We start from the raw sequence: 13439 nt of genomic DNA, 5'->3' as shown, positions 1-13439 counted from the left end.
GGCGCATTGTTTTTTATGTACTGCTTTACCGTTTCAGTTTTAACAGGCTTCCTTCACTTTTTTGTCCTTACTCCGGTACCGGAGTGCTAAATATAGTAACCCCGCGGCACCCAGGCCTACCAGACTCCCAATTCCAATCCGGGTAGCCTGACGCTTATCCAGCTTAATCGGCGGAATTTTTATACCTTTTTTAACAGGTGTTACATCTGGTACAATCTCCAGCAATGGTTGCAGTGACAGACCCGTGATGATTTTATCAGCAATCTTTTCTACAGCTGAGCGCTGATATTGTGGACAAAAGGCAACACCTATCCCCGCATTTACCAGCAGCTGTTCGTCGTGCTTACCATCTCCCACATAAATGATGTTCTGAGTGGCAATGCCATATTCTTTGGAAATATGCGCCAGTAAATGTTGCTTACTATAGGTGCCTAACTGCATGAAATGATTGCCAGGCGTAAACTCACCGGTAGACACACTGTTGATCAGCTGGATCTTATTGGCAAATACGAAATCCATTCCCAGCTTGTTTTTGATGTGACGTGCTACGCAGCCATAACTCTCCGTTACAAGGCCGCAAACATAGCCCCTGCGCTTTAACTCATATACCACCGCTTCAATTCCGGGAATGATTGGAATGGCATCCGCCACTTCCAGTAACTCCGCCAGGTTGCGGCCTTCAAACAAAGCAGTGATCTTTTTCAGTCGCTCTATCGGTGAAAGCTCAGCAGCCTGAATAGCCAGGTAGCGTTGTTCCTCATCAAACGCGATGGCTGCCCAATGAAGGTAGTCCTGTGTGAATACAGCATGATCCAGGTTGAAGATGACCATCTTCTCCATTTTCTCAATGGATTCGAGGATAGAATACTCCATCTGCTCCCTGATCACATTAATATTACCGAGTGTTTCCAGGTTTTCCGAAGGAATATTTTCTGCCTTCCGAAGAATTGTGCGGGACACCTCCCGGGACATTTTACTAAGCTGTTCCCACGTTTGCATGGCATTTTCGATGCGACCAATGTTCGCTTCCCTGATGCGTGCACCTTGCAGGTGCACATCTATCAATAACCCAATATCAACGCCGTAATCATTTTCAAAATGAACCGTGGTAAGCAGGTTTTTTCTGGCTGCAATCATACCGCTGAGTGGCTGCTGAAAATGTGCAAGTTCCGGATAGAGAATACTCAGCAGCGGCTTGGCCACCAGTTGTGTGACCCTGCCCGCCTGCCTTTCAAAGTAGGATTTAACGAAATCAGCTTCGTCACTTTCAATAGGAATGGTTAATAAGTCAATAATATTGTCGGGGTAAGTAAGAATATCACCATCTACATAGGCAATAATATCTCCTTTTGCTGCCATCATTCCTTCCCTCATGGAAATACCTTTGCCGCGCTGGCTACTGGTAATGACACGCACTTCTTCTTTCATCGCTTCAGCTACTGTATTGTCTGTAGAGTTATCATCTACCACAATTATTTCTATCTGTCGGGATGTCTTCTTTATCGTTTTTATAACCTGGCGAATAGTTGCGCCTTCGTTTAATACAGGAATTACGACTGATATCATAGGGTTCGCTATGTTAAAGGTTAAAAAAATAAAGCTGCAAAGAGCTGGTTGGCATTATCAGCAGGCCTTATAACAAAAACGATACCACAAAACCCGCTACTGCGGCCCAAAAAAAGGCGGCACCCTCGTGAAGGTGCCGCCAATCGTATATTCTATGACGTTATATTATTGTTACTTGAACTCCTGCATCTCTACCAGACGCTTATAAATACCATCGTTGGCCAGCAGTTCCTGGTGATTACCTCTTTCCACGATTTCGCCTTGCTCCATCACGATAATTTCGGTGGCATGCTGGATGGTGCTGAGTCGGTGGGCAATTACCACAGTGGTACGATTTTCCATCAGTTTATCCAGTGCTTCCTGTACGAGTTTTTCAGATTCGGTATCTAATGCGGAGGTAGCCTCGTCCAGGATCATGATAGGTGGATTTTTGAATACAGCCCTTGCAATGGTGAGGCGCTGACGTTGTCCCCCACTGAGTTTCATACCACTATCACCGATAGATGTTTCATAGCCATTTTCCAGGCGTTCGATAAATTCATGTGCATTGGCAATTTTTGCTGCGCGAATCACATCTTCCAGTTTTGCATCCGGGTAGCCGAAGGCAATATTGTTAAACACCGTATCATTAAACAGGATCGCCTGCTGAGATACCACTCCCATGAGCCCACGAAGATCATCGAGCTTCAAATCCTTTACATCTTTACCGTCAATACTTACCGAACCTCCTTTTACATCGTAGAAGCGCGGGAGGATGTCGGCCATGGTAGATTTACCCGCGCCACTACGTCCAACAAGTGCTATGATCTGGCCTTTAGCGATGGTGAGATTTACATTTTTAAGTACAGGTGTTTGACCATAAGAGAAATCGACATCTTTATAAACAATACTATTCTCAAATGTTTTAATCGGTTCGGCACCCGGTTTTTCTGTGATTTCAACCGGGGCATCCAGGATATCGAAAATACGTTCGCTGGATACCAGGCCTTTCTGCAGGTTGGTAATGGCGGTGGAAATATTTTTTGCCGGCTGTAGGATCTGAGAATAGAAAATCAGATAGGTCATAAATTCAGCTCCCTGCATGGTTGGATTAGCGCCGATAACGAGGCTGCCGCCATAAATAATGAGTATCAGAATCACTGCCACCCCCAGTATTTCAGAAATTGGGGAAGCCAGCTCCCGCTGGTTGTACATAGAGCGGCTGATACCAATAAATTGATGGTTAATATTACCAAACTTGCGCTGCATAAACCTGGTAGCGCTGAAAGACTGAATAATTCTGACACCGCTGATACTTTCTTCAAATACGCTAATGGTTTTAGACAACCATTCCTGGCTGAAATGGCCTTTCTGCTTCAGTTTTTTGCTGATAAAGGAGATGATCAGGCCAGATACCGGGAAAAAGAAAATGGTAAACAAGGTAAGTTTGGTGGACAGGTAAAACAAGCCGGCGAAGTAAACCAGGATAATAAAGGGATCGCGCAGCAATACCTGTACGCCATTTACTACGTTGGATTCAATTTCCTGCACATCTGAAGAGATCACGGTCAGCAGTTCTCCCTTTTTGCGGTTGTGAAAGAAAGAGAGAGATTGCTCCGTCAATCTTTTATAGAGGTCGTTACGTACCTTTTCCAGCATATTCATTCTCAGCCGTGTAATCACGCGTGCGCTCATGTACCGGCCTACATTGGCGATGGTAGTGGTAGCTCCGATGAATAACCCCACAAAAATCAGGGCACGCATTTTATCTTCTAAAATATAACCACTTAGGTAGAATTTAAATAATCCGATGAAGTAGTCTATTGAAAGGCTGAATGTTGGTTTAATCAGATTTTTTGCTGCTTCTTCCGGTGATACCTGGTCAAACAGCAGGTTTAATAGCGGAATTAATGCTGAAAAATTCACCAGACCGAATATAATACCGATGATGGTATAAATCACATATTCAGGCAGGTAATGATGCAGCGGCGTTGCATATCTTAATAATCGCTTGAAAGTCTTCATCCCTGTTTCTTTAGTCTTGATTGTAAGAACAGGCAAAAATAGGTTAATTTCGCACCGGTGCCCGTATTTATTAACGAAAAAACTGAACGACATGCAGGAAACTAAGAGGCAAAAACAAATTGGACAGTTAATTCAGGAGGAATTAAGTGATATATTCCAGCGGATGGGTTTCAACGTACTGGAAGGAGGAATGATTTCCATTGCTGCCGTGAAGATGACGCCGGACCTGCTGGAGGCGAAGGTATACCTGAGTATGTTCCAGATCAAAGATCAGGATGGTATGCTGGGCCGTATCAACGAGCGTATGGGTGAAATCAAGAAAGCGCTGGGACAGCGGGTGGGCAAGCAGCTGCGCCGGGTACCGGAACTGACTTTCTTCCTGGATGAAACCCTGGATTATGTGTTCAAAATGGAGGAGTTATTCAAGAAGATTAAGGAAGATGACTCCAATATCAAAGGAAATTCTGATATCAATAAAGACACAAAATAATAAAAGTCCCGCTACTGGCGGGGCTTTTGGCTTATCCATATGATCTGGCAATTTGCATCCCGATATTTCTGGGCCAAGAAGTCGACCAATGCCATTAACATCATCGCCTGGGTGAGTGTGGGAGCGATTGCGGTGGGTGCTGGTGCGTTGATTGTAATCCTGAGTGTATTCAACGGATTTGAAGGCCTTGTAAAATCTCTTTATTCTTCTTTTTACCCATCTGTTAAGGTGGCGCCGGTGAGCGGTAAAACGATCCGGCTGAATGCAGTGCAGCTAAAGCATATCGCCGAAGTGCCTGGTGTGGCGGCCTATACGGCTGTTATTGAGGAGAAGGCGGTGCTCCGTTACGGAGACGAGCCTACGATTGCCGTATTGAAAGGGGTAGACAGTAATTATACCAGGGTAGCTGATTTACAGGGTAAAATTGTCAGGGGAGACTTTAATACCGGCGATGAAGATGGTTACGGCGCTGTTTTGGGACTGGAGCTGGAAGGTGCGCTGGGGGTAGATGTAAAGCATAGTCTGACGCCTATTACGGTGTACGTGCCGCGGCGCAGTGCTACATCCTTCACCATTCCGGAGGAGGCGCTCAACAGCGGAATTGTATATCCCCGGGGGACATTTGCCATTCAGCAGGAGTTTAACAGCAAGTATGTGATTACCCATATCGATTTCCTTAGAAAGCTGTTGGAGATGGGGCCGGATGAGATGTCGGCCCTGGAAGTGGCGGCAGTACCGGGTTTGAGCGAAGATCAGCTTAAGAAGCGAATCGTGGCAGTTTTGGGACCTGACTATAAAGTACAGACCCGCTTTGAGCAGAATCAGTCGCTCTATGCCATCATGGAAACGGAGAAGTGGGTGGTATATGTGATCCTGAGTTTTATCCTGGTGATAGCAGCCTTTAACATGGTAGGTTCGCTATATATGCTGGTGATAGAGAAGCAGAAGGATATCACCATTCTGAAGGCTATGGGGGCAAGAAATTCACTGATTATGCGGATTTTCCTGGCGGAGGGGTTGATTATTGCAGGGATTGGCGGAGGGCTGGGATGCGGGCTGGGAGTAGTTTTCTGTTTATTGCAGCAGCATTTCGGGTTAATTAAGCTGGATGGGCAGTCCTTTCTCGTAGATGCGTACCCGGTAATCATGTATTGGGGAGATTTTGTGCTGGTGTTGATCACTATTCTTGTTATAGGAACGGCTGCGAGCTGGATACCGGCCAGGCGGGCATCCAGGGAACTGATGGCGTTGAAGGCGACATAAAAATCTTTTAAAAAAATTAGCCCGGCCATCGGCCGGGCTAATTTTTTTAAAAGGAAAAGGAGGCCAGTGGCCTCCTTTTCCTTTTATGGATAGATATCTTGATTTAGTAATCGCCCAGTGTTTCAGGGAGTTGTGCAAGTGCTTTGGCCAGTTGCTCGTCGTTCGGAGCGATACCGTGCCATTCGTGGTGGCCTTCCATGAAGTCGACCCCTTCGCCCATTACTGTTTTCATAATGATGCAGATAGGTTTGCCTTGTCCGGTGAGGGATTTGGCTTTCTCCAGGGTAGCTACTACTTCGTCCATATTGTTACCATCCATGTGGATAACGTGCCATCCGAATACTTCGAACTTAGCGCCGATATCACCGAGGCCTGCCACATCAGCGGTGGTACCATCGATTTGCTGACCATTGGCATCGATGGTGATGATGAGGTTATCTACTTTATGGTGAGGGGCAAACATGGCAGCTTCCCAGATCTGGCCTTCTTCCAGTTCACCATCACCGTGGAGGGAGAACACGATATGTTTATCGCCATTGAGTTTTTTGCTCAGTGCGGCACCGATGGCAACGCTCATACCCTGGCCGAGAGAGCCGGAGGCAATACGTACACCTGGCAGGTGTTCGTGGGTGGTAGGGTGACCTTGCAGGCGGGAGTTGAGTTTGCGGAAAGTGCTCAGCTCAGTTACCGGGAAGTATCCGGAACGTGCCAGTACGCTGTAGAATACCGGGGAGATATGACCATTTGATAAGAAAAACAGATCCTGGTCTTTGCCATCCATGTCAAACGGCGTAGGCTTATGATCCATAATCTTAAAGTAAAGGGCGGTCAGGAAATCGGCGCAGCCGAGCGAACCACCTGGGTGTCCACTTTGAACACCATGTACCATTCGTACTATATCTCTTCTTACCTGTGAAGCTATATCCTGGAGCTGTGGCATGATACTTGTGATTTTTAGAGCCGCAAAACTATAAGAATTTCATAGAATTGTAGCGTTTGAATGTTTTTTTGCGGGTCCAAAATATCACAAAATCTTTATTTTTTCAGCGAATATTTACACATTTCATTGAAATTAATATCTTTGCACTCTAACCCCCCGATAAATGGAGAATGTATTAATTGCTACCGTCCTAAGTTTTGTTGTGACCTATTTTTCAATTCCAATACTCATTAAAGTTGCGGAGTTAAAGCACCTTTACGACGAACCGGATGAAAGAAAGGCTCATAAAAAGCGGATTCCAACCCTTGGTGGAATGGGCTTTTTCTCAGGTTTCATTATTGCAGCTGCGGTATGCGTACCCGTGCTGCAGAACTCTCCTTTCCAATACATGATGGCCGCATTTTTCATCATTTTTATGGTGGGAATGAAAGATGACATCGTTGGGTTGTCCCCGCTTAAAAAGCTGATCGGCCAATTACTGGCTTCTTTCGCTATCATCTACCTGGGAAATCTGCAGATTTCAAATATGTACGGATTTCTGGGTATTTATGAATTGCCGACCAGTATCAGCCTGATGCTCACTTACTTTACCTTCATCGTGGTTATCAATGCATTTAACCTGATAGACGGGGTGGATGGTCAGGCAGGTAGTATCGGATTGCTGGTGAGTGCCATCCTGGGAGCTTACTTCCTGCATGTGGGCGAAATCACCTATGCGGTGCTGGGCTTCTCCCTGGCGGGTGGACTGGCCAGTTTCCTGATTTATAATATCTCTCCTGCAAAAATATTTATGGGTGATACCGGCTCTTTACTGATTGGATTGGTAAACGCCGTGCTTGTTATCAAGTTTATTGACGTGGCTGGTAATCCTGTTGGGAAAATGCCAGTAACCGCAACACCAGGTGTGGCTATTGCCATCCTGATTGTGCCTTTATTTGATACCCTGCGTGTATTTGCGGTAAGAATGCTGCAAGGCCGCTCTCCTTTTTCTGCCGACAGAAATCACATCCACCATTACCTGCTGGATCTGAAACTGAACCATAAACAAACCACCCTTGTATCTGTAACCGTGAATGCTATCTACATAGCAGCAGCGTTTGCTTTACAGGGAATTGGAACTACCGCTATGATCATTGTGGTAGGTACCTCCGCCATGGGTCTTACCGGGGTCTTGTATTTAGCGCGTAAGCGTAAGCTGGCAGCTGTTGCAGCTGCTCAGGCAGCATTGAATCTGCAGGTGGCTGTACCAGAAAATGCGGCCCCTCAGCATCCACCGAAGATTTTAAGAGTGACAAACGACGGGGTCTTACAAGATAAGTAAACGCAAAACATACTTTAAAAGGGTAGCAAGGCATTGCTACCCTTTTTTAATCGGTATAAATAGAAGCTATACTTTGACGATTAAAAGAAATCCTGTAGGTTTGCAGGCACTTAACTATTTATGTTATGCAAGACGATCTAACGCTTATCCTTGATGATGCAGCGGACTCGATGAAAAAAGCCATCGGGCACCTGGAAGTGGAATTGACTAAAGTCAGAGCTGGTAAAGCTAATCCACAAATTTTGGATGGTATTTATGTTGATTATTACGGTGCTCCCACTGCACTGAATCAGGTGGCCAATGTTGCTGTAGCTGATGCGCGTACGCTGACTATTCAACCTTGGGAAAAAAATATGCTTCAGCCGATCGAAAGAGCGATCATCGCATCTAACATTGGTCTGAACCCACAGAACGACGGTGTAATCATCCGTTTATTCCTGCCCCCACTCACAGAAGAGCGGAGAAAGGAATTTGTGAAAAGAGTGAACGGTGAAGGGGAACAGGCGAAAGTTGCCATCCGTAATATCCGTCGTGATGCCATTGAAGGTATCAAAAAGCTGCAGAAAGATGGTTTGAGTGAGGACACCGCCAAGGATGCAGAAGCTGATGTACAACAACTGACTGATAAAAATATTGTCCTGATCGACAAACATTGTGAAGCCAAAGAGAAAGAAATCATGGCTATCTAATCAGATCAGCAATAATATTATTTAAAAAAGCTTCGGATCACCATCCGGAGCTTTTTTTATGCCTTTTTTGCTTTGTTGACCAGGTATACTCCAAATAGTATGATAAACATACAGGCCACCTGCATCCAGGTAATGGGCTCATGGGCGAGGAAGCCCCAGCCCATTGCTACTATTGGCAGCGCATAAGTGACCATTGAAGCAGCCATCCCCCCTGCCCTTCTGATGAGGAGGTAAAACAGTACTGCTGCTACGCCGGTGCCCATTACTCCCAGCACCAACCCCGCGCCCAGGGAGCGCCAGGGTGCATGCGCTCCTGCAAACTGGGGAAAGAAATCAGTATAAAGCAGTATCGGTAGCGTAAATAAACCACAGAAGAACATGGCAATAGATCCCAACTGTAAGGACCCGAAACCTTTCAGGTGATGGCCTACCAGACTGATATTGGCACCGTAACTCACCGTGGCTACTATGACCAGTAAGCCATAGTACCAGTATTTGTCTGTTGCAACGCCTTTACTGGAAAACAGCAGTACAACACCCAGTAACCCCACGCATACGCCTGTCAGCTGTTCTTTTTTCACCGGAACCTTAAAAATCAGGAAGCCGGTGATTAGCGCCATCAACGGTGTAAGTGAATTCAGGATGCCCGCCAGTGAGCTATCGATACGCGTTTCCGCGAGGCAGAAGAGGAAAGCGGGGATACCGTTGCCCAGCAAACCGGAGAGAATAATCACCGGCAGTTTGCGTATAGGCGTAGCCTTCAGTGCCTTGGGCAGGAATGGAAGTAAGGCCACGCCGGCGGCCACCAGTCGCAAACTGGCAACCTGGTAAGGGCTAAATGCTTCCAGACCTATCTTCATTAGAATAAAGGAGCTTCCCCATGTAAGAGATAATAGCAGAAATATGCTCCAGTTGACAACTCGCTGGTTCAATTGGCAGGATTTTATGGGTGCAAAGGTCAGATTATACAGCCAGATATCAAAAAGAATAGCGTGTTAAGTCAACACTACTGGCTACATTTTGTTACATTTAAAATAAGAACCAATTAGCTATGGGCAAAATCAAGTTAGCAGATATCAGTACCTCAGCTCCCAAAAAATTTGATAAAGAAAAAACCAAAGCAGTTACGAGAGAGATTCTGGAAGAATTGGATGAGTTGCAGAACTTAATGTATGCAGAACATAAGCACAGCGTATTACTGATTGTGCAGGGGATGGATGCCAGCGGCAAAGATGGTGTGATCAAGAATGTGACCGGTACATTAAACCCGCAGGGCGTTACCGTATATTCCTTTAAGGCACCTTCTCCGGAGGAAACAGATCACGACTTCCTGTGGCGTGTGCATAAGCAGGCGCCAGGTAAAGGAATGATCCAGGTGTTTAACAGGTCGCATTATGAAGACATTCTCATCCAGCGGGTACATAAATGGATTGACGATAAAACAGCCTACAAGCGCATGGATGCCATCAATGATTTTGAAAAGTTGCTGGCAGTACACGGGAATACACAGATACTTAAATTTTACCTGCATGTATCGCATGAAGCACAGCAACAGCGGCTCATTGAACGTACGGAAGATCCCCGGAAAATGTGGAAGTATAATGAACAGGACCTTGCCGAATCCAAACTCTGGGATAAGTATATGAATGCCTACGAAGATGCCATCAACAACTGTAATTATATTCCCTGGATGGTAGTGCCGGCAGATCAGAACTGGTATAAGGAATACGTAATCGCATTAACGTTAAGGGATACACTGAAATCATTGAAGATGAAATACCCCCGGTTAAGGAAATAATAAATTGTCAATGAATGTGTTCCGTCAATAAATAGTAATTTTGTTCACAGAAAATTTAACCACTAAAACCTTTCATTATGTCGTTCATTAAGGAGTTTAAAGAATTTGCTTTAAAGGGCAATGTAATGGATCTTGCTGTGGGTGTGATTATTGGAGGTGCTTTTGGAAAGATCGTTACATCACTCGTGGATAATTTATTAATGCCTATCGTTAGTATTTTCTTAAACGGTGTGAACTTTAAAGATAAATTCACTGTGTTATCTTTCAATAACACCACTGACTTCAAAACGCTGGAAGAAGCCAAGGCCGCGGGTGTGAACGTGCTGGCCTGGGGAGCATTTCTGCAAAGTGTACTAGACTTCGTGATTATTGCCTTTTGTATTTTCCTCCTGGTGAAATTTATGAACCGCCTCACCCGTAAGAAGGAAGAAGCCCCTGCTCCTGCTGAGCTTACCACACAGGAGAAGCTGCTCATCGAAATCCGCGATGCTATCAAATCCAAATAACCTTATCGCATATACGCTATAATAATGTAAGAAAAGGATCATGCAACATCATGGTTCTTTTCTTTTACGTTTTGTATTATCCTAACTAAAAATTGAAATTGATGAGAAAATTTACTTTATCCATTGCATGCCTCTTGTGCGTGTTTTGTACAACTGTGCAGGCGCAGAATGACTGGATGAAGACCGACAGAGAGGAAGCTGCCAAAAAGCTGAAAAAAAGAGATGATAAGGATACTATTCCCAAGCTCTGGTTTAAGGGTATGAACATAAACGTGAATATCAACCAGGGATCACTGAGCAACTGGGCTGCGGGTGGTGATAACTTCTCTTTCTCTCTGGGTTCCACCATTTTTGCATGGGCCAACTATAAAAAAGGCCGTAGAGAATGGAGTAATGTGGCTGATCTGGCCTATGGGTATATCAATACTACCAGCTTGGGCAGCCGCAAAAGCGACGACCGTATAGACCTTACCTCCAAATATGGGTACGACATTGGCAGAAACTGGTATGTAAGCGGCCTGGTGAACCTGAGAACACAATTTACTGATGGTTATTCATATCCGTCTGACACCACGCCACAGTATAACTCTACCTTTTTTGCGCCGGCCTACGTGTTGGTATCACCGGGTTTTGATTACAAGCCCAATAAAGAATTTTCACTGTTTCTTTCGCCGGTTACGGCACGCTTCGTGGTGGTAATGGATCAGTACCTGGCTAACCAGGGCGCATACGGTGTGGATACCGGCAAGCACATGAAGTATGAGATGGGGGCTTACCTTTCTGCCAACTACATTAAGACGTTCGCTAAAAATATGACCTACAAGGGCCGGTTAGATCTTTTCTCTGATTACCGCAATAATCCGCAAAACGTGGATGTTTTTTTCACTAATGCCCTGGAACTCAAGGTGAATAAATGGATTTCCGCCCTGCTGACGCTGGATATGATCTATGATGATGATACCAAGATCAAAGACAGCAAAACAGGTGTTGAGGGCGCCAGATTACAGATCAAGCAGGTGATTGGGATCGGGTTTGCCGCCAAGTTTTGATTCGTCGGATTTTTGTTACTTTTGATAGGATTTATTATAGTTTTTGGAGCAGGAGGACCACCGGCTCTCCTGCTCCGGAGATTGAGTGACGCATCTCAAGCATAAAATAAAACTTTATCATTGGCAGAGCAATCCACATACAAAATAGTACTACCACAGTTCGAAGGACCGTTTGACCTGTTGTTGTTTTTCATCGAACGTGATGAACTGGATATTTACAATATCCCGATCAACAAGCTTACACAGGACTTCCTGGATTATATCCATCATATTGAGTCCCTCAATATTGAACTGGCAAGTGAGTTTATCTTGTTTGTATCCACGCTGATGCGTATTAAGGCCAAGATGTTGTTGCCGCGCAAGGAGTTAGATGAGCAGGGAAATGAGATTGATCCGCGACTGGAATTGATTGATAAGATACTGGAATACAAGCGATACAAGCAGGCTGCCATGGAGTTGGCTGAAATGGAGGCCGACAGGTTGCTGGCGCTGAAACGTGGAAATATCCAGAAGGAGCTTGCCGAAATTGGTGAGGCTACCAGCGAAGGTACGGAGGTGCAGACGCTGACTCTTTTTAAGCTGGCGAAAACCTTTGAGAAGGTGATGCAGCGCATGAAAGAGCGGGATAACAAGCCGCAGCATGTAGTGTATAAGTACGATTATACCATGGAAGGGTCCAGGATGTACATGGAAGAACTGGCCCGCGCAGAAAGAACGCTTTCGTTTGAGAAAATCTTTGACCACTGTAAAGACAGGGTGCATGCTATTTTCCTGTTCCTCAGTATGCTGGAGCTGGTACAGATGAAGCACCTGGGAATTATGGTGGGCGAAGGAAGAAATAATTTTATTATTGAATACGTAGATCCTTCCGACAGGGAGGAAGAACCTGCAGGAGTAGTAATCGATGGCTGAGAAACGTGGTAATATTGAAATTGTGTCCTTGCCGGACTATGCACATACGAACCCCACCTTTATTGTGTCTGGTTTGTGTGAGTTGGGAAATACTTTTTTCCAGCAGATAGGAGTGCCGCACAGGCATGATTTCTATACCATTTATTGGATTAAAAGTGGAAAACTTACCCAAACTATCGATTCTGTCATTCATGAAGTAAAGGATAACACCTTGTTTTTCCTGGCGCCGGGGCAGGTACATAATATCCGCTCCAGCGAGAAGATTGAAGGATATATGATTGCCTTCCAGGATTCGTTCATGTGCCTGCGGGATCAGGACCAGGTTTCAGCGATTAAATCCAGCCTTTTTTTCAATAATCAGTTTAGTTCCATCATTACCCTCAGCGCAGAAGAATCCGTGGATTTTGAAGCGGTTATTGGCCTGATGATGAAGGAGCTGAGCTTGCAGGAGCCTGATTACGATACTGCCCTGCATGGACTCCTGCGTTATTTCCTCGTACTGGCTTCACGTATTAAGGGAGAAAGTGTACTTTCCACGCCAGAGCAAACCAGTGCGCATAATAGCTCGATCTTCCTCAAATTCAAGAATTTAATAGAAGAGAAGTACGTAGATTTGAAGAATGTTTCAGATTATGCGAGTCTCTTATACATAAAGCCAGTGTTGCTGAATGAAATCAGTAAGCAGTTGTCTGGAATTACCGCAGGGGAGCATATCCGCAACCGTGTAATTCTGGAAGCGCAGCGTTATCTTCATTTTACTGACCTCACGGCTAAGGAAATTGCCTATAAGCTTGGTTTTGAAGATCCTCATTACTTCAGCCGCTTCTTTAAAAAGTATACGAATCAGAGCCCTTCTGAGTTTAAAGAGGCTTCAAGGGCGGTGAATCCACAGCCATAAGAC

The 13439-nt window shown here is 45.1% G+C and carries 13 protein-coding genes; 9 read left to right on the top strand and 4 right to left on the bottom strand.

Annotation, left to right across the window (positions count from 1 at the left end; translation table 11 throughout):
* Positions 1–39: 39 nt before the first annotated feature.
* Both BUB18_RS13590 and BUB18_RS13585 read right to left on the bottom strand, forming a co-directional pair.
* A complete protein-coding gene (locus tag BUB18_RS13590) occupies positions 40–1566 on the bottom strand; it encodes a glycosyltransferase (protein WP_073081755.1) in 1527 nt (508 codons plus the stop codon).
* Between the two features lie 171 nt (positions 1567–1737).
* The gene (locus BUB18_RS13585) at positions 1738–3570 is read right to left on the bottom strand and encodes an ABC transporter ATP-binding protein (RefSeq protein WP_073081752.1); all 1833 of its coding nucleotides are present in this window, start codon (positions 3568–3570) and stop codon (positions 1738–1740) included.
* Between the two features lie 91 nt (positions 3571–3661).
* Here BUB18_RS13585 and rbfA point away from each other — a divergent pair, with 91 nt between their 5' ends.
* Both rbfA and BUB18_RS13575 read left to right on the top strand, forming a co-directional pair.
* Positions 3662–4060 (top strand): 30S ribosome-binding factor RbfA, encoded by a 399-nt coding sequence (gene rbfA, locus BUB18_RS13580; RefSeq protein WP_073081750.1) that lies wholly within the window; start codon positions 3662–3664, stop codon positions 4058–4060.
* Positions 4061–4099: 39 nt separating this feature from the next.
* Positions 4100–5323 (top strand): FtsX-like permease family protein, encoded by a 1224-nt coding sequence (locus BUB18_RS13575; RefSeq protein ID WP_073081748.1) that lies wholly within the window; start codon positions 4100–4102, stop codon positions 5321–5323.
* Positions 5324–5426: 103 nt separating this feature from the next.
* Here BUB18_RS13575 and BUB18_RS13570 read toward each other — a convergent pair whose 3' ends face one another.
* Positions 5427–6263, bottom strand: a complete 837-nt coding sequence (locus tag BUB18_RS13570) for a transketolase (RefSeq protein ID WP_073081745.1) — start codon at positions 6261–6263, stop codon at positions 5427–5429.
* Positions 6264–6426: 163 nt separating this feature from the next.
* On the opposite strand from BUB18_RS13570, the gene BUB18_RS13565 reads away from it, so the two are divergent.
* Both BUB18_RS13565 and frr read left to right on the top strand, forming a co-directional pair.
* Complete coding sequence (locus BUB18_RS13565; RefSeq protein ID WP_073081742.1) at positions 6427–7584, top strand: glycosyltransferase family 4 protein; 1158 nt, start codon at positions 6427–6429, stop codon at positions 7582–7584.
* A 125-nt stretch (positions 7585–7709) separates the two neighbouring features.
* On the top strand, positions 7710–8273 hold the full coding sequence (frr, locus tag BUB18_RS13560; protein WP_073081739.1) for a ribosome recycling factor: 564 nt from the start codon (positions 7710–7712) through the stop codon (positions 8271–8273).
* Between the two features lie 56 nt (positions 8274–8329).
* On the opposite strand, the gene BUB18_RS13555 is transcribed toward frr, so the two are convergent.
* Positions 8330–9205 (bottom strand): DMT family transporter, encoded by an 876-nt coding sequence (locus BUB18_RS13555; RefSeq protein ID WP_073081736.1) that lies wholly within the window; start codon positions 9203–9205, stop codon positions 8330–8332.
* A 119-nt stretch (positions 9206–9324) separates the two neighbouring features.
* On the opposite strand from BUB18_RS13555, the gene BUB18_RS13550 reads away from it, so the two are divergent.
* The 5 genes from BUB18_RS13550 (at position 9325) to BUB18_RS13530 (ending at position 13436) form a co-directional block, all read left to right on the top strand.
* Positions 9325–10071 (top strand): PPK2 family polyphosphate kinase, encoded by a 747-nt coding sequence (locus tag BUB18_RS13550; RefSeq protein ID WP_073081733.1) that lies wholly within the window; start codon positions 9325–9327, stop codon positions 10069–10071.
* Between the two features lie 77 nt (positions 10072–10148).
* Positions 10149–10577, top strand: a complete 429-nt coding sequence (gene mscL, locus BUB18_RS13545) for a large conductance mechanosensitive channel protein MscL (protein ID WP_073081730.1) — start codon at positions 10149–10151, stop codon at positions 10575–10577.
* A 101-nt stretch (positions 10578–10678) separates the two neighbouring features.
* On the top strand, positions 10679–11626 hold the full coding sequence (locus BUB18_RS13540; protein WP_073081728.1) for a DUF3078 domain-containing protein: 948 nt from the start codon (positions 10679–10681) through the stop codon (positions 11624–11626).
* 120 nt (positions 11627–11746) lie between these two features.
* Positions 11747–12538, top strand: a complete 792-nt coding sequence (locus BUB18_RS13535) for a segregation and condensation protein A (protein ID WP_073081725.1) — start codon at positions 11747–11749, stop codon at positions 12536–12538.
* The gene (locus BUB18_RS13530; protein WP_073081722.1) at positions 12531–13436 is read left to right on the top strand and encodes a helix-turn-helix domain-containing protein; all 906 of its coding nucleotides are present in this window, start codon (positions 12531–12533) and stop codon (positions 13434–13436) included. Before BUB18_RS13535 ends, BUB18_RS13530 begins: the two co-directional genes overlap by 8 nt.
* Positions 13437–13439: the final 3 nt, after the last annotated feature.

This window comes from Chitinophaga jiangningensis (genome assembly GCF_900142605.1).
In the GTDB taxonomy this organism is placed as follows: Bacteria; Bacteroidota; Bacteroidia; order Chitinophagales; family Chitinophagaceae; genus Chitinophaga; species Chitinophaga jiangningensis.
The sequence above is the reverse complement of the archived record's forward strand: the minus strand, read 5'-3'. Positions and strand labels throughout refer to the sequence as shown.

Bases quoted from the DNA above. Each gene is read 5' to 3' on its own strand.
- BUB18_RS13590 (WP_073081755.1), bottom strand. From the start codon at position 1,566: ATGATATCAGTCGTAATTCCTGTATTAAACGAAGGCGCAACTATTCGC.
- BUB18_RS13585 (WP_073081752.1), bottom strand. From the start codon at position 3,570: ATGAAGACTTTCAAGCGATTATTAAGATATGCAACGCCGCTGCATCAT.
- rbfA (WP_073081750.1), top strand. From the start codon at position 3,662: ATGCAGGAAACTAAGAGGCAAAAACAAATTGGACAGTTAATTCAGGAG.
- BUB18_RS13575 (WP_073081748.1), top strand. From the start codon at position 4,100: ATGATCTGGCAATTTGCATCCCGATATTTCTGGGCCAAGAAGTCGACC.
- BUB18_RS13570 (WP_073081745.1), bottom strand. From the start codon at position 6,263: ATGCCACAGCTCCAGGATATAGCTTCACAGGTAAGAAGAGATATAGTA.
- BUB18_RS13565 (WP_073081742.1), top strand. From the start codon at position 6,427: ATGGAGAATGTATTAATTGCTACCGTCCTAAGTTTTGTTGTGACCTAT.
- frr (WP_073081739.1), top strand. From the start codon at position 7,710: ATGCAAGACGATCTAACGCTTATCCTTGATGATGCAGCGGACTCGATG.
- BUB18_RS13550 (WP_073081733.1), top strand. From the start codon at position 9,325: ATGGGCAAAATCAAGTTAGCAGATATCAGTACCTCAGCTCCCAAAAAA.
- mscL (WP_073081730.1), top strand. From the start codon at position 10,149: ATGTCGTTCATTAAGGAGTTTAAAGAATTTGCTTTAAAGGGCAATGTA.
- BUB18_RS13540 (WP_073081728.1), top strand. From the start codon at position 10,679: ATGAGAAAATTTACTTTATCCATTGCATGCCTCTTGTGCGTGTTTTGT.
- BUB18_RS13530 (WP_073081722.1), top strand. From the start codon at position 12,531: ATGGCTGAGAAACGTGGTAATATTGAAATTGTGTCCTTGCCGGACTAT.